Source organism: Frankia sp. RB5, assembly GCF_059816245.1.
The window spans coordinates 37,664-57,569 of record NZ_JCBATA010000009.1 but is presented as its reverse complement, the minus strand read 5'-3'; the positions used below and the strand labels follow the sequence as shown (position 1 = coordinate 57,569).

Sequence of the window (19,906 nt, the reverse complement as noted above, 5' to 3'; positions counted from 1 at the left end):
GACGCCGCTGATCGACTCCCGCCGGCGTGGCGCGGCATCGGGCAGAGTGGGGCGATGCGCCTGATGCTGCTCCGCCACGGCCAGACTCCCCACAACATCGTGGGTGCGCTCGACACCACGCGACCGGGGGCCGAGCTGACCGCCCTGGGTCACGCGCAGGCACGGGCCGTCCCCGACGCCCTGCGCGGCGAGCGGATCTCGGCGATCCACGCCTCCGTCCTGATTCGCACGCAGCTCACCGCGGCACCCCTCGCCGAGGCGCGGGGGCTCGCGGTCTCGGTGGCGGAGGGCATCGAGGAGGTCTCCGCGGGCGAGCTGGAGCTGCGCACCGACAGGGCATCCGTCGCCCGGTACATCGGCGTCACCCACAGCTGGATCGACGGTGACCTGGACCGCGTCATGCCAGGCGGGTCCAGCGGCCACGAGTTCCTCGCCGGCTACGACGCCGCCATCGCCGCCATCGCGGCCGCGTGGGACGGGCAGGGCGCCGTCCTGGTCGTCAGTCACGGTGCCGCGATCCGGGCCTGGGTGGCCATCCGGGCCGGCGGCGTCGGGACCGTCGAGGATCGGTGGCTCGCGAACACGGGCATGGTCACCCTCGACGGCGACCCGCTGGCCGGCTGGAACCTCGTGCGATGGCACGCCGAACCGCTCGGCGGATCCGCCTCCGCCGCCGTCACCGCGCACGACGTCACCGGCGCCCCGATCGACGAGGCCGAGAGCCGCGCCACCGGATAGCGCCGCCGCTGTGGGCGTGAGCTTCGGGTGGGTTCCCGTTTCACCGCGTCGCCGGCTACCAGGGGAGCCAGCGCAGCTGTTGGGTCCGTTCCGCGTCCGCCCAGGAATCGGCCGTCGGGTCCGGCGTCGGCAGCGGGCGCAGGATGCTCAGCGGGAGGGTGTTCTCCGGGTCGTCGTGGGGGGTCGGCCTGGCGGCGTCCGCGACCGGGCGCCGCGCGTGCCGGGAGGCCGGCCGGGCGTCGCCTTTCCTCGCCGGGAACTTGCCGTTGAACATCGTCCGCAGAAACGCCGACCGTGCGATCACGAACTGGTGGATGGCCAGGGTGATGCCGATGACGAGCGCGGTGACCAGCAGCATCTGCGGCCAGGCGAGCGAGGTGTCCAGCCCCAGCAGGTTCGCGACGATGTAGATCCAGAAGAAGTGGAACAGGTAGACCGTGTACGCGGAGTCGGCGAGATAGCTCACCCAGGCGCGCGGCCCGGGCACCAGTCGCGCGCCGAGGGCGAGCAGGGCGGAGACCAGCGCGGTGGAGAACACCGTCTCGCTGAGCACCTGCCCGGTGCCGTAGCCGGCCTGTGCGATCCAGCCGCGGTTGCCGGCGAGCACGACCAGACCTGAGGCGACGAGCAGGATCGGCGCGGGCCGCTGGAAATGTGCGAGCAGCCGGCGGCGGTCGAGATAGAGCAGCAGGCCGAGGCAGTAGAACGGCAGGTGCTGCAGGGTCATCCGGGCGATCTCGCCGACCGCGCCGGTGCCGAGCACCGGTTCGGCCACGGCCCGGCGGAATCCGTGCAGCACGATGGTGAACGCCAGCACACCCAGCACGATCACCGCCATGGCGGGACTCCGCGACACGGTCGCCCGCTGGTAGAGCGGAAGCCGGACCAGCCGGGTCAGCAGCATCACCGCGGGAGGTGTGCAGAGCACGTAACACAGCAGGGAGATGAGGAACCACAGATGCAGCGGCCAGTGCAGCTCCCCCTCGGGGTGCGGGATGGTCCGCCCACGTAGGAAGTCCTGGAACGAGATGTTCGGGTCGTTGTGGAAGTTGTAGGTCATCCACAGGGTGGGTGGGTTGAACAACACGAACGTGCAGACGAGCGGGGTTCCCACGGCGGCGAAGCGGCGGCGGACCGTGCGGGCCGCCCCGTACTTGCCGACCAGCATCGCCGAGAGGAATCCGGAGATGAGGAAGAAGCCCTGCATCCGGAACAGGCCGGAGGCGAAGGCGATGCCGTGGAAGACCCGGTCGTGGCCGAGCGTGGACACGTGGACGAAAACGCCGACCAACATGAACGTGCCACGCAGCCCGTCCAGATGGTAATAGTGCGCGCCCTGGCCGTGGGCATCCCGAGCGGCTCTCCCCAGGTGCGCCGTCGACCGATAATCCTCATCAGCTTCACCTGCGGGCACTGTGCAGACAGTAGCGTTATGATCACATCTTTACCACTACACGGCAGCAAGCAGACCCAATGAGACGCAGGCGCGTCGCGAGTTCTGCCCGCAGGCCAGCCGGTCCGTCGACAACCGGACATCAACGCGCTCGGCACGCAACCTCGTCGATTAGGGCATAAAACGGACAGGCGTCTGGCGTCGGCGCGTCACCCCGCGGGCCGGGCGGACGACAGGCCGGACATTCTCATGGCGACGCGATACCAGGAATGCGCCGACCCGCTCGCACAGCGGCGCGATCAGGCCGGACCGGCGGGCGTGCTCAGGCCCACCAGGCGTCGAGCGCCTGCAGGTGACGGCGCATCCGGTACTGGGCGAGCGGCCCGTCGCCGGCGAGGATCGCCTCGAGGATCCGGCCGTGGACGTCGTGCACGGTCCCGGCCTCGGTCCCGGCCTCGGGCGTGGCCTCGGGAGTGGGCTGCACCGCCGGGGGGATGCCGGGCGCGGGGGCGTCCGCGTCGGCGGGCCACCGGTCCTCGCCTGGCGGGACGGGAGCGCCGGCGTGCCGGGCGGAGACGGTCAGCATGATCTGCAGGAACAGCGCGAGGATCGGGTTGCCGGCGAGTTCCGCGATCCGCAGGTGGAAGTGGTGCGACAGCGCCGCGACCTGCTCAGGCGGGGTGGCGGCCGTGACCTGGTGCGCCGCCCGCAGCGCCGCGCCGCGCGACCCGTCGGTGCCCCGGGCGACCAGCAGACCGATCGCGCCGAGCTCGGCGACGTCGCGGACCACCCGCAGCTGGGCGGCATCGACCCCGCGGTAATCCAGGTACACCGCCATCGCGTCGATGCTCGCCGACGGATCGGGCTCGGAGATCACCAGCCCGCCGTAGGGCCCGCGCCGCATCCGCGCCACCGAGTGGTATTCGAGCAGGCGGATCGCCTCGCGGAACACCGCACGGCTGACGTCGAGACGGGCCTGCAACTCCGTCTCCGAACCGAAGATCTCGCCGACCCGCGCGCCGCTGGCGATGATCTCCGACATCAGCCGGCGCGCGACGGTCTCGGCGAGCTTGCCCCCGCCCGGTGCCGCGAGCGCGAGCGACGGGCGCCGCGCGATCGGCTCCTGGCTCGTCGAGAGCAGCCAGTCCCGCATGGCCGTGAGATGGCGCAGCATGCGACGCTCGGCCAGCGCCGCGTCACCGGCCACGATCGCCTCGACGATGGCCGCGTGCGCCCGGTCCGAGTCGGCGCAGAGCGCCCGGGTGTGCGCGGCGTCCTGCGCCGGCGGGACGGTCGCGTAGCGGGTGGTGAGCTCGCACAGCACGTCGACGAACAGGCTGAGCGCCGGGTTACCGCCGAGGCTGCCCAGCAGCCGGTGCAGCTGCCCGCGGGCCGCCGGGTCGAGCTCGCCGCGTTCGCGCTCCGCGGCGAGCACACGGCGCAGGGAGACGATGTTGTCCTCGGTGAGTGCCTGCGCCGCGAGCCGGGCGGCGAGCGGCTCCACCAGCATCCGCACCTCGAGCAGATCCTCGATGGTCGTGCCGATGTACTCCAGGTAGACGACCACCGCGATGGTCAGGGGGGCGGCGTCGGGGGCGCGCAGCACCAGCCCGCCGCGGCGACCGCGGCGCATCGTCGCGACGCCATGGTGCTCCACCAGCCGGATCGCCTCGCGCAGCACCGCACGGCTCACCCCGTAACGCTCCAACAGGTCCGTCTCGGAGGCGTAGGACGTGCCGACCCGCCAACCGTCGCGGGCGATGTCGTCCTCGATGCGCCGCGCGAGCCGGCGGGCGAGCTTCACCTCATGCGGCCGCCTGCGGCTGTTCAGACCGGAACCAGACTCACCCGGCATGGTCCCGCGATCGGGATCCGCCAACGACGCGCCGCGCGGTGCCCGCGCTCCTTCCACCACCGTGCCCCGAACTCCTCCGAGTCGACGCCACAGAGTATACGGAGGCAGGAGCAAAAGAGTACTCAAAGCCGCCCGCCCGTCATCCGCCGCGAACCGGGGCCGCGCCGGCGGGCGGCCGGCCCGGTGCGTCGGCGGCGGCTCAGTGACCGGACCGCGGCCGGGCGAGCACCTCCTGGGCGAGGGAGGCGACGTGGGTGCCGTCGCGGCCGTGGATGGTCCCCGACACGAGCCCCCGCCCGCCGGCTGCCGACTCGCACGACATCTCGAACAGCGCCCAGTCGTCGAACCGGACCGGCCGGTGCAGCCACAGCGTGTGCGAGAGGCTCGCGACCATGGTGTGCGCGGGATCGAGCCCGGCCGCGCGGGTGACGACGAACGCGGTGTTCAGGTCACTGGCGTAGGTCAGCGCGCGGGCGTGGGCCGCCGGGTCGTCGGACAGCGGCGTGCGGCTGCGCATCCAGACCCGCCGCTGCACCCCCTGCCCGCCGCCGGCGAAGGGCATCAGTTCGACGATCTCCAGGGGCGCTCGGCCCGGGTAGTCGTCGGTGGGGCCCGGGTGGTGCACCGCCCGCCGCGGCGGCACGACCCCGGCCGGGAAGGGCCGCGCCACGTCGGCGCCGTCCTCGCCGCGGTGGAACGACGCCGTCATCGTGAAGATCGCCCGCTCGTCCTGTGTCACCGTGACCTGCCGGGTCAGGAACGAGCGCCCGTCGCGCACCCGATCGACCCGGAACAGCACGGGCCGCCCGGGCGCCCCCTCGCGCAGGAAGTAGCCGTGCAGCGAGTGGACGGCGAACCCGGTCGGCACGGTGCGCTGGGCCGCCCCCAGCGCGCGGGCCGCCACCTCCCCGCCGAACAGCCGCGCCAAGCCCGGCGGCGCCACCGTCGGCGCGCGGAACACGTCGGCCTCCAGCGGCACCACGTCGAGCAGTGCCAGCATGCTCACCTCACCGCCATCGTGGGCCGAGTGTGGACTGACCATCGCTGCATCCCTCGCTCCCACCCGCCCGACGAGTGCGCCCGCGCGACGGGCCCGCGCCCCGGCCACGGCGCGGCGGGCCCCCGCCGGGGCCATCGGGGCTTCGGGGCCGTGGGCGAGCAGGTCGCGGCCGGCCACGGCGAATCCTGTCCGACGAGGCGGGCGCCGCGCAACGTCAGCTCGCTTACCGTGGGTGTCACCCAGGCGCCGTGATTCGCCCTCCCGCGGGGTGCCGACGACGGAGAAGGCATGCAGCATCTCGTCGGTGATCACGTCGGCCATGGCGTCCCACTCGCCGCGCTTGGACAGGGTGTTCAGCTCCGTCTGCGCCTCACCCCAGCCGTGCAGGTCGAGGACGGGCCGGTAGGCGGGGGTGGAGGCGTAGAAGGCGATCTGCCTGCGGGTGCCGAACGACGCCGCGGCCATCTCCTCCTCGGTGCGACCCACCGTCATGAAGGACGGGCCGGCGATCGCGAAGCCGTCCAGGTCGGCGTGGCCGCTTCTCGCCTGCCCGCGCAGGGCGTCCGGGCGTCCCCGAGGCAGTTCCTTGTGGCTTGTGCCGGCCCGGGCGCTACCGAAGATGCCGTAGCCAGGGTCGAGGGTGTGGGCGACCGCCTCCAGCCGGGGCAGGCCCACGGCGTCGCCGCCCAGTCCCGGTACGGCCCCGTCTCGGCGTCCTCGGCCATCTCAGCGGCCCTTCCACACGGGCGTGCGCTTCTCGGCGAACGCGCTCGCGCCCTCCCGCGCGTCCTCGGAGGCGAAGACGGGGTTGATCAGCTCGTCCTGGCGCCTCCAGCCGTCCTCGACGGTCCAGTCGCCGGCCGAGCGGGCGATCTGCTTGGTGACCGCGACGGCCAGCGGGCCGTTGGCGGCGATGGTGGCGGCGAGCGCCACCGCCTCGTCGAGGGCGCCGCCGGTCGGCGTGAGCCGCTGGACGATGCCGAGCTCGTGGGCGCGCCGGGCGTCGATCGGATCGCCGGTGAGCAGCAGTTCCAGCGCCGCGCCGAGCGGGATGCGCCGGGGCAGCAGCATCGCGGCGCCGGCGGCGGCGACCAGCGCCCGCCTGACCTCCGGGACGCCGAAGCGCGCCGTCTCGGCGGCGACGACGATGTCGCAGGCGAGCAGCATCTCGAAGCCGCCGGCCAGCGCCCAGCCCTCCACCGCGGCGATGAGCGGCTTGCGCGGCGGCGCCATCGTCAGGCCGGCGAAACCCCGGCCCTCGATCATCGGATACTCGTCGTGCAGGAACCCCTTGAGGTCCATGCCCGCGCAGAAGGTGCCGCCCGCGCCGGTGATCACCCCGACCCGCAGCTCGTCGGACGCGTCGAGCTCGTCCAGCGCCACGGCGACGCCCCGCGCGACGCCGAGGGTGGCCGCGTTCTTCGCCGCCGGCCGGTTGAGGGTGATGACCAGCACGCCGTCGCGACGCTCGGTCAGGACCTCGGGTGCCTCGCCTGTCTCAGCCATCCCGTCCCCTCCGCTCCACTCCTGCGGACGCTTCCACCACGCCCCCGGCGCCGCCCCGCGGCCCACCGGGCCACCCACCCGCACATTGAGGGTACTTAAGTTACTCAGTGTGCTCAAAAAGCGCCGCGGGTCAGCGCGGCGCCGTCCGGATGGCGCCGTCGAGACGGATCACCTCCCCGCGAGGCCGGACGCGCCGCCGGTGACGAGGGCGGACTTGCCGCTGATGTCCATGGGGACTTCCGTTCTGTGGAGGAGCCACCGGCCGGCGGGTCGGGCGCGGCGACGCGCCTCGATCGGTTGTCTGTCACACCATCGGGGTTGTCCGCTACTGGGACCACTGTTACTGGGACCACTGTTACTGGGACCACTGTGGTTGTCCCTACCGGGTCGAAGGAGAGCAGGTCATGGCCATCGCGATCAGCGAGGAACACCGGGAGTTGGCCCGCACCACGCGGGCGTTGCTGACGCGGCACGAGGCGCGGGCCGCGGGCCGCGCGTTACTGGAGTCGGCGGACGCGCCGCTGCCCGGCTTCTGGAAGGAGTTCGCCGACCTGGGTCTGCTCGGCGTGCACCTGCCCGAGGAGCACGGCGGGGGCGGCGCCGGGCTCGAGGAGCTGGTGGTCGTCGTCGAGGAGCTCGGCCGCGCGGTCGCGCCCGGCCCGTTCGTGCCCACCGTCGCCGCCTCCGCGGTGATCGCCGCGTGCGGCGACGAGACGGCGCGGGCCCGCCATCTGCCGGGCCTCGCCGGCGGGGACACGGTCGCCGCCGTGGGCCTGCTCGGCGACCTGCGCCTGGCCGACGGGGTGCTGTCCGGGCAGGTGCCGGTGGTGCTCGGCGGCGCGCTGGCGTCGCTGTTCGTGCTGGTCGCCGGGGACGACGTGGTGATCGTTGCGGCGGACGCGCCGGGGGTGTCGGCCGAGGTGCCCGCGGCGCTCGACCCGGGTCGCCGCTCGGCCCGGCTGCGCCTGGACCGGGTCCCGGTCGCCGCCGGCGACGTGCTCGTCGGCGCCCGCCCGCGGGCCGAGGCGCTGACCCGCACGGTGCTCGCGGCCGAGGCGGTCGGCGGGGCGCTGGAGACGGTCGAGGTCGCGACCGCGTACGCGAAGGTGCGCGAGCAGTTCGGCCGGCCGATCGGGGTGTTCCAGGCCGTCAAGCACCATCTGGCGAACATGCTGGTCGCCGCCGAGCTTGGCACCGCGGCGGTGTGGGACGCCGCCCGCGCCGCCGGGGACGGGGCGTCCGACGAGGTGTTCGCGCTGGCGGCGGCGACGGCGGTGGCACTGGCCGTCCCGGGGTTCGCCGACAACGCCTCGCTGAACATCCAGGTGCACGGCGGCATCGGCTTCACCTGGGAGCACGACGCGCACCTGCTGCTGCGGCGGGCGACGACCCTGCGCGCCGTGTTCGACCCCTCCGCCGCCGCCGCGGATGTCACCCGGCTGGAGCTCGCCGGGGCGGTGCGGGAGTCGTCGCTGGAGCTGCCCCCGCAGGCGGAGGCCCGGCGTCCGCAGGTGCGGGCGCTGGCCCGCGAGCTCGCGGCGCTGCCCGTCGCCGAACAGCGCGAGCGGCTCATCCAGACCGGCTACGTCCAGCCGCACTGGCCGCGGCCGTGGGGCATCGAGGCGCCCGCCGGCCTGCAGCTCGTCATCGACCAGGAGTTCGACGAGGCGGGGGTCACCCGGCCGTTCTACAGCATCACCGGCTGGGTGATCCTCACCCTTGTCCAGCACGGCACCGCCGACCAGGTCGAGCGGTACGTGCGCCGGGCGCTGGCACAGGAGGAGATGTGGTGCCAGCTGTTCTCCGAGCCGGCCGCCGGCTCCGACGCGGCCGGCATCCGCACCCGGGCCGAGAAGGTCGAGGGCGGCTGGCTCGTCAACGGCCAGAAGGTCTGGACCAGCGGCGCCCACCTGTGCCGGCGGGGCTTCGCGACAGTGCGCACCGACCCGACGGCACGCAAACACGCCGGCATCACCATCATGATCATTGACATGGAGCATCCGGGTGTCGAGGTCCGCCCGCTGCGCCAGACGACCGGCTCGGCGGAGTTCAACGAGGTGTTCCTCACCGACGTGTTCGTCCCCGACGCCGACGTCGTCGGCACGCCGAACCAGGGCTGGACGGTCGCGCGGGCGACGCTCGGCAACGAACGGGTCAGCATCGGCGGGGGCGGCGGGGGCGGCGACTTCGACGTCGACGACCTCCTCGGCCTCTACCGTGCCCACGGCGCCGGGGTGCCGGCCGCCGCCGAACGGGTCGGCGGCCACCTCGCGACAGGCCACGCGCTGCGGGCGCTGAACCTGCGCAGCGCCACCCGAGCGGTCACCGGCGACGGACCCGGCCCGGAAGGCAACATCACCAAACTCGTCCTCGCCGAACGCGCCCGGTCCAGCGCCGACCTCGCCCTGGCGTTCGCCGGCCCCGCCGCCGCGTTCGCCGAGGGTCCCGGCGAGGCCGCCGGTCGGCTCGCACTGGCCTGGCGCGGCCTCACCATCGCCGGCGGCACCTCGGAGATCACCCGCAACCAGATCGCCGAACGCATCCTAGGCCTGCCCCGCGACCCCCTGCAGAAGTAGAACCGCCGACCGGCCCGGGTGGCCCAGTTCCGGGCCACCCGCGGCGCGGCCCGGCCCAGCGATCGCGGCCGCGGCGCCCGCCCTGGCCGACCGCGTCGAGACCGGAACCATCGGCGTCAACCACTACGCGCTCGGCCTGGCCGCCCCGTTCGGTGGCGTCGAGATCGCCGAAGCGGGCTACCAGATGCGGACGCGGTCGGCGGGGTCGAGCCAGAGGCCGTCGCCGGGAGCGGTGTCGAAGACCTCGTGGAACTCGTCGAGGTTGCGGACGATGTTGGCGCGCAGCTCGGGCGGGCTGTGCGGATCGATGGTGAGGTACTGCCGCTCGAGTTCGATCCGGCGCTTCATCCGCCACACGTGGGCCCAGTTCAGGAACAGCCGGCGGCGGTCGTCGCGCGGCGCCTCGCCGCCCTGAGAGAGGCCGTAGGCCTGGTGCGCGATGGTGAGGCCGCCGAGGTCGCCGATGTTCTCGCCGACGGTGAGCGCGCCGTTCACCTTCTCCCCCGGCAGGTTGCGCGGCTCGAGCGCGTTGTACTGCTCGACGAGCTTCGCCGACTTCACCTCGAACGCCGCCTTGTCCGCGGCGCTCCACCAGTCGTTGAGGTTGCCGGCGCCGTCGTACTGGGCGCCCTGGTCGTCGAAGCCGTGGCCGATCTCGTGGCCGATGACCGCGCCGATGCCGCCGTAGTTCTCGGCCGGGTGGGCCTCGGCGCTGAAGAACGGCTTCTGCAGGATGCCGGCCGGGAAGCAGATCTCGTTGGTGCCCGGGTTGTAATAGGCGTTGACGGTCTGCGGGAGCATCAGCCATTCGTCCCGGTCGACGGGCGTCCCGATCTTGGCGAGCTGCCGGTCGGTCTCGAAAGCGGCGGCGGCCAGGGCGTTGCCCATCAGATCATCCGGGCTCACCCGCAGGCCGGAGTAATCCCGGAACCGGTCGGGATAGGCGATCTTCGGCCGGAAGGTGTCAAGCTTCTCGTACGCCCGCCGCTTGGTCTCCTCCGTCATCCAGTCCAGCCGGGAGATCGACATGCGGTAGGCCGCGAGCAGGTTCGCGACGAGCTCGTCCATCTGCGCCTTGGCATGCGGCGGGAAATGACGGGCGACATACTCCCGCCCCACCGCCTCCCCGACCGCGCCCTGGACGAAGGACACCGCCCGCTTCCACCGGGCCCGCAGCTCGGGCGTGCCGCTGAGGGTCCGGCCGTAGAAGTCGAAGTGGGCCTCGACGAACGCGTCGGGCAGGTAGGACGCGGTCGCGCGCAGCACCTGGGCCGCCAGCCAGTCCCGCCACGTCTCGATCGGCGTGTCGGCGAGCACCGTCGACAGGTGCGCGAGGTACGACGGCTGCCGCACGCACACCTCGGCGAGCGTCGCGTGCGGGCCGGTGAGCTGCCCACCGAGGCCGCTGACGTACGCGTCCCAGGCGAAGGCCGGGCAGAGCACGCTCACGTCCTCGACCGTCATCAGGTTGTAGGTCCTCTGGACGTCGCGGGTCTCGGCCCGCTCCCAGTGCCCCTTGGCGAGCAGGGTGTCCAGTTCGAGGATGCGCCCCGCGGCGCCCTCGGGGTCGGGGTGCTCCCCCAGGTCGAGGATGCGGGCCAGGTAGGCGAGGTACCGCTCGCGGATCTCGGCGTACTTCTCGTCGCGGTAGTACGACTCGTCCGGCAGGCCGAGGCCGCCCTGGCGCACGTTGACCAGGTAGCGGTCGGAGTCGCGGTCGTCGGTGTCCACGTAGGTGCCGAACAGTCCGTGGCCGCCGGCGCGCTCGAGCGTGCCGAGCACCGCGGCGAGCTCGCCGATGTCACCCAGCCCGCGCGCGGCGTCCAGCAGCCGCCGCACCGGGTCCAGCCCGCGCGCCTCGATCGTCTCGACGTCCAGGAAGGACTGGTAGAGCGCGCCGATCCGCCAGGCGTCCTCGTCCTGGCTGGCTGGGCTGCGCTGGCCGGCTGGGCTGCGCTGGGACGCGAGGTCGGTGATGATGTCGCGGACCTGCCGCTCGGCGGTGTCGGCGAGCTGCACGAACGGGCCCCAGCTCGAACGGTCGGACGGTATCTCCGTCTCGGCGAGCCATCGGCCGTTCACATGGCCGAAGAGGTCGTCCTGCGGTCGGACGTCGAGGTCCATGCCCGGGCGGGCGTCGTCGAGAATGCTCACGAACCGACAGTCTCCATTCGATCCGGCGTTCAGGAAAGGTCCACGGGGTTCCGGCGCGGCCCGGCGGGCAGGGACCAGAGGTGCCCGAGGTGCGGTGGGAGCCCCATCAGCTGCGCGCCGCGTTCGCCCGCCGGCTGTCGGAGCTGTTCGGACGGGACGTCCCCGCCTACCCGACGCTGCTCGCCGCGACCCGGGAGGTGAACCTGCGGGTCCTGGGCAGCCAGGGCGCGCGGGCCGAGCGCCTCGGCGACCTGTCCCGGGTGGGTGACGAGCGGCACGGAGCGATCCGGGTGGGCACACCGCGCGAGCTGTCCCAGGTCGGGCGGATCTTCGCCGCGATGGGCATGTATCCGGTGGGGTTCTACGACCTGCGCGAGGCCGCGACGCGTGCGGTGCCGGTCGTCGCCACGGCGTTTCGGCCGCTCGACCCGCCGGAACTGGCCCGCGGCCCGTTCCGGGTGTTCACCTCGATGCTGGTTCCCGGCGACCGGCGTTTCTTCACCGCCGATCTCGGCCGCCGTCTCGACCATGCCCTGGCCGATCGGACGTTGTTCCCCCCGCTGCTGCTGGACCTCGCCGACCGGGCGATCGCCTGGCACGGACTCGACCCTGCGGATGCCGAGTCCTTCCTGGCGCTGGCGACGGACGCGCTGCGGCTGTCGCCGGAGCCGGTCGACCGCGCGTGGTTCACCGAGCTGTCCCGGGTCTGCGCCGTCGCCGCCGACATCGGCGCCGGCCGCACGACACACCTGAACCATCTGACGCCACGCGTCCTCGACATCGACGAGCTGTACGCGGTGATGCGCGGACGGGGCCTGGAGATGATCGATACCATTCAGGGCCCGCCCCGCTGGGCCGGCCCGGACCTGCTGCTGCGCCAGACGTCCATGCGGGCCCTGGCCGAGCACCGCCCGTTTCGGGAACCCGACGGCACGATCACCCACGGCACGGTGCGCGTCCGCTTCGGCGAGGTCGAGTCGCGGGGTATCGCGGCCACCGTCCGCGGCCACGCCCTCTACGACGAGCTGACCGCCAAGGTCGAGGAGACCGTCGCCGACGCGACCCGGTCCGCCCCGGTCCCCGCCCCTGAGCGGGCGCGGCTCGCCGCGGAGCTGTGGAACCGTCGGGTGCCCGCCAGCGAGGCCGCGCTGGCCCAGCACGACCTGGCCTACTTCACCTACACGGTGGAGCCGGACGGACGCCACCCCGGCGGCCCACCCCCGCTCACCCTGCCCGACCTGCTCGACCAGGGCTGGATCCGTGCTGAGCCGATCGTGTACGAGGACTTCCTGCCCCGCTCCGCCGCCGGGATCTTCCAGTCGAACCTCGACACCGCCGGCCGCCGCGACGCCGCCGCCCCCGGCACCGAGCTGGACGCCGCCTGGCTGGCGGGCGCCCTCGGCCGCCCCCTGCACGATCCGCACACCCTGTACGACCGCCTGCGGCGGGACTCCGTTGCCCGAGTCGCCGAACAGCTGGGCCTGCCCGGTCGCCTCCTCCCCGTGACCGTGTCCCCTGGAGACGACGCCCCCTGAGCTCGGCCGGCGGCGTCCTCCCTGTGCAACCTCCGGGACGCGGATACCCGCCCGTCACGCGCCACACCATCCGCTAGCCCGTCCGATTGCCCCGGCCGGTCCCGACGGTCAGCAGGGTTTCGTGCGTCACTGTGTCCACTCTCCGGTTGGCCGGCCCTCACCGACCGATCGATCGGTCCGCACGTTCCCGCGGTAACACCGTTTTTCGCCCTTCTGGTGATCGTCCAAACCCGACCGGAGCCTTTGCGCCAAGGCAAAAAACTGTCGGAGACGGGTGCGACGATCAGACCCGTCCGATGATCGTCCGCGCACCCCTGAACCAGGTGACCACCATGACGCCCGACCCCACACCCCCACCCACCACCACGCCCGGCACCACCCCGCCCGGCACCGAGCCGGACACGGCCACACCGCCCGCCACCGCAACACCCACCGAGGAGGACGCCGAGGACCTCGCGGAACTCGCCGATCTCGCCCTCAACGCCGACAACGTGCCCGCCGAGGTACTCGGAGACGCGATCCGCCGCTGGTCCGGACGCCTCGCCGCCGGCACCTGCCTATGGCTGTGCCTCATCGCCGTGTCCGACCAGAAGAAGATCTGGCAGACAGACGGCCAGCCCTCCGATCAGCAGATCACCCTTCTACCAGGACTGATGCACTGTCGTCTCGATTCTCGTGGATCTTTAGCAGGCGCGGTCGCCGCAGCCGCAGGAGACGTCGCCGTTGGTGATGGCGCGGGCCATGGCCGCGCGGCGTCGACGGTGCAGGGTCACGCCGCCAGCGCGTACCTGGGTACCGAATGCAAGCCCGAAACAACCCGGAAGCGACTACCGGGCGGAGTCGGGAACGACGACGACCGGGCAGTGGGCGTGGTGGACGCACTGGTGTGCGGTCGCCCCGAGCAGCAGGCCGGTGAAGCCACCGGCACCCCGGGATCCGAGCACGAGCAGGCGGGCGGCCGCCGCGGCGGTGAGCAGCGTCGTCGCGGAACCGCCGAGGGCGAGTCGGATGTCGACGTCGATATCGGGCACCTCCGCCAGGCCCGCGCGGACGTGGTCGTCGAGCGCCTGCCGCACAGTGCGTTCGATCGCCTCGCGGTCGGTGTCGGCGTGCTGACCGAGATGCAGGCCGAGGGTCGGCAGCCAGGCGTGGACGACGTGCAGGGGCGCGGCGTGCAGGACCGCCTCCGCGGCGGCCCAGCGCAGCGCGTTCAACGACGTGGCCGAGCCGTCGACCCCGACCACCACCGGTGCCGTGGCGGCGGAATCGGTGTCGGCGGTGGATGCGGTGCCGGCGGCGGATGCGGCGTCGGCGGCGGATGCGGTGCCGGCGCGCACCACGACGACGGGACGCGTCGCCTCGTGCAGGCAGGCGGCGGTCACCGAGCCCACGAGGTAGCGGTGCAGTCGCCTGCTCCCCCGGAGCCCGACGACCAGCAGGTCCGCGGTCGACGACGCGGACAGCAGCGCCTCGGCGGCGTCCGCGTAGACCGCGCGTTCCGTGACGGGCACGGGCCGGCGGGGATCGCGCGCCCGGGCGACCGAGTCCTGCAACACCCGCAGGGCGGCGCCCTCGACGCTGTGCGAGCCGGGCGCGTAGGCGCGCTCCCGCACCTCCCGGGGACAGTCGTCCGGTGCCCAGGCGAGGACGGTGTCAAGACGATCGCCCCGCAGCCAGGCCTCGCCGACGGCCCACCGCAGCGCCGCGTCGGCGTCACGCGAACCATCCACACCCACCACGATGCCGGCCATCACACCCTCCGTTCCCGGGCGGCGGCTGCCCCGACCCGCCTCCAGCGTCCCCGCAGTGGCCCGGATGGGCGAGCGCGGAGCAGCCCCGCCATGATGATCTTCAAGAGGCCTGTCGGGAGGCCTGTCAGGAGGCGATGTCGATCGCCAGCCTCGGCGGGTTCGCCAACTCGTGCACCTGGAAGCCGACCCGGCCGTCCACGCCCAGGCCGAGGTGGACGTATCCCAACCACTACGTCCCTTGTTGTTCCCGTGCCCTCGGGCACCAGGAAAGGCATTGGTCATTTGGAACGGAGCGAAAACTCCTGATCTTCATGCGGAGTTCTGCATAAGTCCCGCCCGGACGACGGCGACCGGGCAGGCGGCATGGTGGACGCACTGGTGGCTGACGGAGCCCAGCGTCAGGCTGGTGAATCCGCCGCGGCCCCGCGATCCCACCACGACGAGGCTCGCGTCGCCGGACTGCCCGATCAGGGCGCGCGCGGGCGCGTCCTCGACCAGCACCGGTTCGACCCGCAGGCCCACCGTGTCCTCATGTGCCTGGTCGAGGCAGTCGTCCAGCAACGCCCTGGCCGCCTTCTCGAAGGCGGTGACGTCGACGCCGCCGGCCATTCCCGTCACGGCCGGCGGGCAGTGCCGGGGGTCCCAGGCGAGCAGCACGACGAGCGGGGCCTTCCGTCGTCGCGCCTCGGCCATCGACCACCGCAGCGCCGCGTCGGCGTCCGCCGAGCCGTCGACTCCGACCACGATTCCACCCATCGCCGCACTCCTCAGCTCTGCTCCTGTTCCCCGCACCGACGACTGTCCTGTATCCGAGGATGGCGATCAGGGGACGTTTGTGCAGGTCCGCGCACAACCTTTGCTCGGAAGGCACGGGACCTTCGGCAGGGTGTTCCGCACTTCGTGTCCTTTCCGGCTCCGCCACCGTGACCGCCCGCGCGTCCGGTTCTCACGGGTGCACCCGCGCGCGCGTGCCGGTCACGGTCTGGATGTCGTCCGCAGCCGTTCTGCGCAGTTTGCGCGCCAGCTCCGCCAGTGCTCGTGACGCCGCCACCTCCGCGCCTATCTCCGGAATGTCGTAGTCGTCGGGATCGCACCGGGCGACCCCGGACGCCAGCACCTCCTGGCCAGCGCCGCACCGCAGCATCGCGTCGGCTCGCGTCTCGCCCTCGTCCTCGGACAGGAAGATCTCCACCGTCCAGGTGTCTTCGCGGATCATGAGACCCCACCACCTTCCGCCTCCAGAGCTCCGTCTCCAGAGCTCCGTCTCCAGAGCACAGCCTGCCCCCTCACCTCCCGGTCATCCGCGCGGCGGCGACGGCGGCCTGGCCGTAGCTCAGCCCGCCGTCGCCCGCCGGCACCCGCTCGTTCAGCAGCGGTTCGAGACCGGCGTCCGCCAGCGCGCCGACGACGCCTGCGGCCAGGCGCTGGTTGTGCAGCACGCCGCCTGACAGACAGACCGTGCGCAGGCCGTGCCGCCGGGAGACGTCCTCGCACAGCGCCACCGTGACGGCAGTGATCGTCGTGTGGAAACGGGCGGCGAGGATCCCGACATCGACACGGTCGGCGAGGCCGTCCAGCAGGGCCCGCAGAGTCGGCCGCGGATCGTAGACGAGCAGCTCCCCCTCGCGCGCCAGCCGCCAGGGCAGCTCGCCACCGACATCGCCGTCGTGGGAGCCATCGCCGTCGTGGGAGCCGGCGGCCGCTTCCAGGGCCAGGGCGGCCTCGCCCTCGTAGGTGATGTCGTCGCGCAGCCCGAGCAGTGCCGCCGCGGCGTCGAACAGCCTGCCCGCGCTGGAGGCGACCGGCGTGTTCACCCGTCGGTGGATCATTCTGGCGATGACCGCCGCCTCGCCCGCCGGCAGGCGATCGAGCAGTGGCGCGGCGAGGTGCGGGCCGCCGGTCCACCGGCCGAGGTCGCCGTCCTGATCGCCGTCGCCGAGTTGCTCGGCGCCGAACAGGTAGCCCAGGGCCATGCGGGCGGGGCGGCGGATCGCGGCGGCGCCGCCGGGCAGCGGTGCCCGGGCGAAGCGGGCCACGCGCCGGTAGGCCGCCAGGTCCGCGACGAACACCTCGCCGCCCCACAGCGTGCCGTCGTCGCCGAGTCCCAGGCCGTCGTAGACGACGCCGATGAACCGGCCGGTCACGCCGTGCTCGGCGGCGCAGGACGCGGCGTGCGCGTGGTGATGCTGCACGGGGATCCGCCGGTCGGCGGCGAACCGTTCGGCGTGGCGGGTCGACAGGTAGTCGGGGTGCAGGTCGTGGGCGACCACCTCGGGGGTGATCCCGACCACCGCGGACAGCTGCGCGAGGGTGCGCTCGAACGCGGCCAGCGTGGGCGGCGAGGCCAGGTCGCCGGTGTGCGGCCCGACGACCGCCGTCGGGCCGGCCGCGAGGGTGAACGTGTGCTTGAGCTGGCCGCCGACGGCGAGCACGGGCCGGGAGGCGGCGTGCGGGAGCGGCAGGGGGCACGGCGCGTAGCCGCGGGCGCGGCGGATCACGGTGGCCCGGCCCGCGACCACCCGGGCGACGGAATCGTCGTACCGGGAGCGGATCGCCCGGTCGTGACCCAGGAAGCCGTCGGCCACCGGGCCGAGATGTCGGCGGGCGTCGGCGTCGGCGATGGCGATCGGTTCGTCCGCGCGGTTCCCGCTGGTGACGACCAGCGGGCCGCCCACCTCGGCGAGCAGCAGGTGGTGCAGCGGCGTGGTCGGCAGGAACACGCCCAGCCGCGGGGCACCCGCCGTGACCTCGTCCGCCAACGTCGGCGCCGACACCAGCGCCGGCGCCGGCACCAGGGCCGGCCCGGGGCGACGGCCGGCGTCGAGGAGCACGACCGGGCGGGCGGCGCCGGTGAGCAGCTCGGCCTCCGCCGTGTCCACCTGGGCGAGAAGCCGGGCCGCGTCGAGGTCGGCGACCATGACCGCGAACGGCTTGGCGGGACGATGCTTGCGGGCACGTAGCCGGGCGACGGCCGTGCCCGAGGCGGCGTCGCACACCAGCTGGTAGCCGCCGAGTCCCTTGACCGCGGCGATGCCGCCGGCGCGGATCAGCGTGACCGCGGCGTCGAGCGCGTCCTCGCCGTGGGCCTGGGCCGGCGCGGCCGGATCGACGTCAGTGGACCACCAGGTGAGCCGGGGGCCGCAGTGCGGGCAGGCGATCGGCTCGGCGTGGAAGCGGCGGTCCGCCGGGTCGGCGTACTCGCGCGCGCAGTCGGCGCACATCGGGAACGCGCGCATCGTGGTGCGTTCCCGGTCGTAGGGAAGGCCGTCGATGATGGTGGCGCGCGGCCCGCAGTCGGTGCAGGTCAGGAACGGGTACCGGAAGCGTCGGTCCCGCGGGTCGAGCAGCTCGGCGAGGCAGGCCGGGCAGGTGGCGAGGTCCGGTGGGATCTCCCGCACCTCCGGCCGCGAGCCGCCGGCCGCACGCCGGGCGGACGTCTCGACCCGGAATCCGGAACCCGGGCTCGGCGGCGGCGAGGGCGGTCCCGTGGCGTGCACGGCGGTCACGCGGGCGTGCGGTGGCGCGTCGGAGCGCAGGCGGGTGGCGAGCGTGGCGAGGGCGTCGGCCGGCCCGGCGGCCTCGACGACGACCCGGCCGTCGTCGTTGCGGACACAGCCGTCCAGGCCGAGACCGGTCGCGAGCCGGTGGACGAACGGCCGGAACCCGACGCCCTGCACGGTTCCGTGCACCTCCAGCCGCTGGGCCATCCGCGGGGCCACCGGCCCGGCCCGGTCGGGGGGACGGTCGTCCTGTTGGTGCATGACGCGCAGTCTGCGTCCCGGCCGGCCGTGTCACAAGGGCCGTTCGGGCCGACTCGCGACGTGGTTCAGGAGATGATCCTTCGCGCGGCGTGCCCCCATGCCGTGATCCATGGCCAGCGGGACTGACGAGCCTTCCGGCCAGGCCGCGGGCGCTGCCTCACAGCCGTGGGCAGAGCCCGTCGTGGACGTGCCCGGCGGGCTGGGCACGGGGCGCGACGCCGTCGGGGAGGCGCAGCCCGGCGCAGGCCGCCCTCACCGACGTGGCGGGACGGCCGAGCAGGAAGCCCTGGCCGTAGGGGATGCCCGCCTCGATGACGGCGTCGAACTCCGCGCGCGTCTCGATGCCCTCCGCCACCACCCATCCGCCGATCTCCTCGGCGACCCTGGCCAGTCCCGCCGCCACGGCACGGCGGGCCGGATCGGCCTCGATGCCCCGGGTGATGTAGCCGTCCATCTTGATGACGTCGGGACGCAGGTGGAGGAGCTGCTCGAGCCCCGAGTAGCAGCTGCCGACGTCGTCCACCGCGATGTGCGTTCCGTGCCCCCGCAGCATCTCGGTGGCGAGCAGCAGGTCGTGGTCGTCGCCGATGTGCTCGTGCTCGGTGATCTCCACCGCGACCCGTTCCGGCGTCCCGGTCGCGAGGACCAGGTCGAGCAGACCCCGGACCACGGTGTCGGGCGAGGCGTTCACGCTCAGCAGGACGCCGCGGGGCACGTCCGACAGCGCCCGCAGCGAGTTGCGCACGGCCGCCAGCTCCAGCTCGCGCCGCAGGCCGACACCCGCGGCGGCGGCGAACATGTTCTGCGGCTCCTGCCCGTCCGCGGTGAACCGCGCCAGCCCCTCGACGCACACGACGCGGCCGCTGCTCAGCTCGACGACCGGCTGGAACACAACCTCCGGGGCGCCCTGGTCGAGACACTCGCGCAGATGGCTCCAGACCGCGCTGCGCTCGTTCCACAGCTGGCGGAGGTCGATGACGAACTCGGTGAGGAAGGTGGCGAGCAGCCGCAGGATCCCGCGATCACCGTCGCGCAGCGCCGGGCACGGCTTCCTGGCGACGCATCCCAGCACGCCGTACTCCCGGCCCTCCGAGTCGTTGATCGGCGTCGCGGCGTAGGAGCCGATGCCGCGCTCCCGGACCACCGACAGGTCACGGGTGCGCGGATCGCCGCGCACGTCGGGCAGGAAGGACGGAAGGTCACCGTCGAGGACCTTCGCGTACAGGGAGCCGTCCCGGCTGAGCCGACGGCCGAGGCTCAGGCCGAACCGGCCGAGGTCGCCGCTGGCGACCTGGAGCACCAGTTCGTCGTCGTACAGCCGCCCGAGCCACGCCAGGTCCATGCGCAGGCTGCGGCGCAGGACCTCCAGCAGATCGACGAGCACCGTCCATGGTTCCCCTTGCGACGGCGCCTGCGCCTGGCCCCCCGACCGCGACGGGCCACACCACGCCGACTCCTCCACACCCGCGACCTACCCGTAGTAATCACCACCACACCAGATCGTCAGCTCCTCCTTGTGCGCGACCGCGACGAGGCCACGAGCCGGTGTTCCCACGGCGCGGACCGGGAAGGACATCGGGGTGGGTCCGCGCCTTCGGGGTCCGCCACCGGTCTGCCCGGTCCTCGCGCGACGTGCC

Annotated in this window: 14 protein-coding genes; 3 read left to right on the top strand and 11 right to left on the bottom strand. The window is 73.4% G+C overall.

Translation table 11 applies throughout. The annotated features are described in order from the left end of the window. Nucleotides 1–63: 63 nt before the first annotated feature. Nucleotides 64–738, top strand: coding sequence for a histidine phosphatase family protein (locus AC6EXY_RS06555; protein ID WP_499842313.1), 675 nt, complete (start codon nt 64–66; stop codon nt 736–738). Nucleotides 739–793: 55 nt separating this feature from the next. On the opposite strand, the gene mdoC is transcribed toward AC6EXY_RS06555, so the two are convergent. The 4 genes from mdoC to AC6EXY_RS06535 form a co-directional block, all read right to left on the bottom strand. Further along, entirely contained in the window at nt 794–2,152 is a 1,359-nt protein-coding gene (gene mdoC / locus AC6EXY_RS06550; protein WP_423748155.1) for a glucans biosynthesis protein MdoC, read from the bottom strand. A 301-nt stretch (nt 2,153–2,453) separates the two neighbouring features. Further along, a complete protein-coding gene (locus AC6EXY_RS06545; RefSeq protein WP_499842312.1) occupies nt 2,454–3,935 on the bottom strand; it encodes a FadR/GntR family transcriptional regulator in 1,482 nt (493 codons plus the stop codon). A 250-nt stretch (nt 3,936–4,185) separates the two neighbouring features. Then, a complete protein-coding gene (locus tag AC6EXY_RS06540) occupies nt 4,186–5,661 on the bottom strand; it encodes an LLM class flavin-dependent oxidoreductase (protein WP_101834469.1) in 1,476 nt (491 codons plus the stop codon). Between the two features lie 51 nt (nt 5,662–5,712). After that, nucleotides 5,713–6,492: a crotonase/enoyl-CoA hydratase family protein gene (locus tag AC6EXY_RS06535; protein WP_101834467.1), complete on the bottom strand. Its 780-nt coding sequence runs from the start codon at nt 6,490–6,492 to the stop codon at nt 5,713–5,715. A gap of 404 nt (nt 6,493–6,896) precedes the next feature. Between AC6EXY_RS06535 and AC6EXY_RS06530 the strand changes: the two genes are divergently transcribed. Beyond that, a complete protein-coding gene (locus tag AC6EXY_RS06530; RefSeq protein ID WP_101834466.1) occupies nt 6,897–9,068 on the top strand; it encodes an acyl-CoA dehydrogenase family protein in 2,172 nt (723 codons plus the stop codon). Nucleotides 9,069–9,245: 177 nt separating this feature from the next. Here the strand turns inward: AC6EXY_RS06530 and AC6EXY_RS06525 are convergent, their stop codons facing one another. Continuing rightward, nucleotides 9,246–11,222 carry a M13 family metallopeptidase gene (locus AC6EXY_RS06525; protein WP_101834464.1) on the bottom strand — a complete coding sequence of 659 codons (1,977 nt, stop codon included), beginning with the start codon at nt 11,220–11,222 and terminating at the stop codon, nt 9,246–9,248. A gap of 80 nt (nt 11,223–11,302) precedes the next feature. On the opposite strand from AC6EXY_RS06525, the gene hglS reads away from it, so the two are divergent. Beyond that, nucleotides 11,303–12,757 carry a 2-oxoadipate dioxygenase/decarboxylase gene (hglS, locus tag AC6EXY_RS06520; RefSeq protein WP_499816854.1) on the top strand — a complete coding sequence of 485 codons (1,455 nt, stop codon included), beginning with the start codon at nt 11,303–11,305 and terminating at the stop codon, nt 12,755–12,757. Nucleotides 12,758–13,040: 283 nt separating this feature from the next. On the opposite strand, the gene AC6EXY_RS06515 is transcribed toward hglS, so the two are convergent. From AC6EXY_RS06515 to AC6EXY_RS06490, 6 genes are all read right to left on the bottom strand, one after another. Then, nucleotides 13,041–13,178, bottom strand: coding sequence for a hypothetical protein (locus tag AC6EXY_RS06515; RefSeq protein WP_499816855.1), 138 nt, complete (start codon nt 13,176–13,178; stop codon nt 13,041–13,043). 406 nt (nt 13,179–13,584) lie between these two features. After that, nucleotides 13,585–14,508 carry a universal stress protein gene (locus AC6EXY_RS06510; RefSeq protein ID WP_499816856.1) on the bottom strand — a complete coding sequence of 308 codons (924 nt, stop codon included), beginning with the start codon at nt 14,506–14,508 and terminating at the stop codon, nt 13,585–13,587. 309 nt (nt 14,509–14,817) lie between these two features. Continuing rightward, nucleotides 14,818–15,264 carry a universal stress protein gene (locus AC6EXY_RS06505; RefSeq protein WP_101834460.1) on the bottom strand — a complete coding sequence of 149 codons (447 nt, stop codon included), beginning with the start codon at nt 15,262–15,264 and terminating at the stop codon, nt 14,818–14,820. Nucleotides 15,265–15,454: 190 nt separating this feature from the next. Beyond that, on the bottom strand, nt 15,455–15,724 hold the full coding sequence (locus tag AC6EXY_RS06500) for a DUF1876 domain-containing protein (protein WP_101834458.1): 270 nt from the start codon (nt 15,722–15,724) through the stop codon (nt 15,455–15,457). A gap of 70 nt (nt 15,725–15,794) precedes the next feature. Next, entirely contained in the window at nt 15,795–18,269 is a 2,475-nt protein-coding gene (gene hypF / locus AC6EXY_RS06495; RefSeq protein ID WP_499816857.1) for a carbamoyltransferase HypF, read from the bottom strand. A 157-nt stretch (nt 18,270–18,426) separates the two neighbouring features. After that, nucleotides 18,427–19,653, bottom strand: a complete 1,227-nt coding sequence (locus AC6EXY_RS06490; RefSeq protein WP_243407990.1) for an EAL domain-containing protein — start codon at nt 19,651–19,653, stop codon at nt 18,427–18,429. Between the last annotated feature and the right edge of the window lie 253 nt (nt 19,654–19,906).

Excerpts from the sequence above, each read along its gene's own strand:
- AC6EXY_RS06510 (WP_499816856.1), bottom strand. The coding sequence starts at position 14,508 with ATGGCCGGCATCGTGGTGGGTGTGGATGGTTCGCGTGACGCCGACGCG.
- AC6EXY_RS06535 (WP_101834467.1), bottom strand. The coding sequence starts at position 6,492 with ATGGCTGAGACAGGCGAGGCACCCGAGGTCCTGACCGAGCGTCGCGAC.
- AC6EXY_RS06505 (WP_101834460.1), bottom strand. The coding sequence starts at position 15,264 with ATGGGTGGAATCGTGGTCGGAGTCGACGGCTCGGCGGACGCCGACGCG.
- AC6EXY_RS06530 (WP_101834466.1), top strand. The coding sequence starts at position 6,897 with ATGGCCATCGCGATCAGCGAGGAACACCGGGAGTTGGCCCGCACCACG.
- AC6EXY_RS06555 (WP_499842313.1), top strand. The coding sequence starts at position 64 with ATGCTGCTCCGCCACGGCCAGACTCCCCACAACATCGTGGGTGCGCTC.
- hypF (WP_499816857.1), bottom strand. The coding sequence starts at position 18,269 with ATGCACCAACAGGACGACCGTCCCCCCGACCGGGCCGGGCCGGTGGCC.
- AC6EXY_RS06500 (WP_101834458.1), bottom strand. The coding sequence starts at position 15,724 with ATGATCCGCGAAGACACCTGGACGGTGGAGATCTTCCTGTCCGAGGAC.